General features: G+C 39.8%; 1 protein-coding gene. It reads left to right on the forward strand.

Features of this window, described 5'->3' with window-relative positions; all coding sequences use genetic code 11:
* Nucleotides 1–498 precede the first annotated feature (498 nt).
* Entirely contained in the window at nucleotides 499–1,353 is an 855-nt protein-coding gene (gene rpoH / locus KL866_RS13125; protein ID WP_025257565.1) for an RNA polymerase sigma factor RpoH, read from the forward strand.
* The last annotated feature ends 40 nt before the right edge of the window (nucleotides 1,354–1,393 follow it).

Here is a 1,393-nt window from a genome sequence, read left to right on the forward strand (position 1 = left end):
GAGAAAATCAAGGGTTAATATTCGTTATAGTTACAAAGGAAGCCGTACTTCTTTTCACGGGTCCTTAACGTTGGATATAAAAGGATATGACTGTGAACGGATGTTTAAGATAAATGTTGAAAAATAAATAAGCGTTAGGCTTCATACGAGTGAGATTAGTATTCTTTTTCGGATATCAAATTAGAGTATAATTACTTTGCTTTAATGGCTAACTCAAATCTGCATGTTTAACCGTTAAATTGTAAACAAATATGAAATAGTGCGGATGTGAAGTTAAGAATAAAGCATCAGTGTATATGTCACTTTTGCAATATGTTTGGCAAGCAAACACTAAAATGATGCTTAAATCATTTTATTGAACTTTTTTTCTTATTCTGGGTCTTGATATTGTGGGAATAGTCACTATACCTACATATTGGTTAGACTTCATATCTTAATTAGGTCTCGCGCAGCTTCGGTTACTTTGCTAATATTAAGCTGCAATAAATGAGGTGAACAATGAGCAAAAATTTGCAATCTATGGCCCTGTCAGTGCCACACAGCGGTAGCATTGAAGGCTACGTACAAGCTGTAAGCAGCATTGATATGCTTAGCGCTGAGGAAGAGCGCGAGTTGGCAGTGCGCCTTCGCGAAGACGAAGACTTACAAGCCGCTCGTAAGCTGGTAATGTCGCATCTTCGTTTTGTAGTGCACATTGCAAAATCTTACTCAGGTTATGGCTTACCACAAGCCGACTTAATTCAAGAAGGTAATATCGGTCTGATGAAAGCCGTAAAGCGTTTCGACCCTACTGTAGGCGTACGCTTGGTTTCTTTCGCGGTACATTGGATCAAAGCAGAAATTCATGAGTTTGTACTTAAAAACTGGAGAATAGTGAAAGTTGCGACGACAAAAGCGCAACGTAAATTGTTCTTTAACCTACGTAAGGCGAAGAAGCGTCTAGGTTGGTTTACTCACGCAGAGGTACAAACGGTAGCAGAAGAACTTGGTGTAAGTACAAAAGAAGTGCTCCAAATGGAAGCGCGGATGAGTAGCCAAGATCAAGCGTTTGATTTAACAGCAGACGAAGATGAAACCGGCAATTTTGCGCCAGTTCAGTATCTAGAAGATAAATCTTCAGATGTGGAAACCGACGTAATAAACAATGATTGGGATACTGCAGCGAGCAAACGTTTGTATTCAGCTATTAAAACGCTAGATGAGCGTAGCCAAGACATCATTGAAACTCGTTGGTTAGCAGACAATAAAATTACTCTGCAAGACCTAGCCGACAAGTACCAGGTTTCCGCAGAACGTGTTCGTCAAATCGAAAAGAACGCGATGAAAAAACTTCAAGCAGCCATGGTTGCTTAGTTTTTAGTTTCTCCGTATTGAAAAAAGCGCCTTAAAGGCG

Origin of the sequence: Alteromonas sp. ALT199 (genome assembly GCF_018619335.1) — a bacterium.
Lineage (GTDB): Bacteria > Pseudomonadota > Gammaproteobacteria > Enterobacterales > Alteromonadaceae > Alteromonas.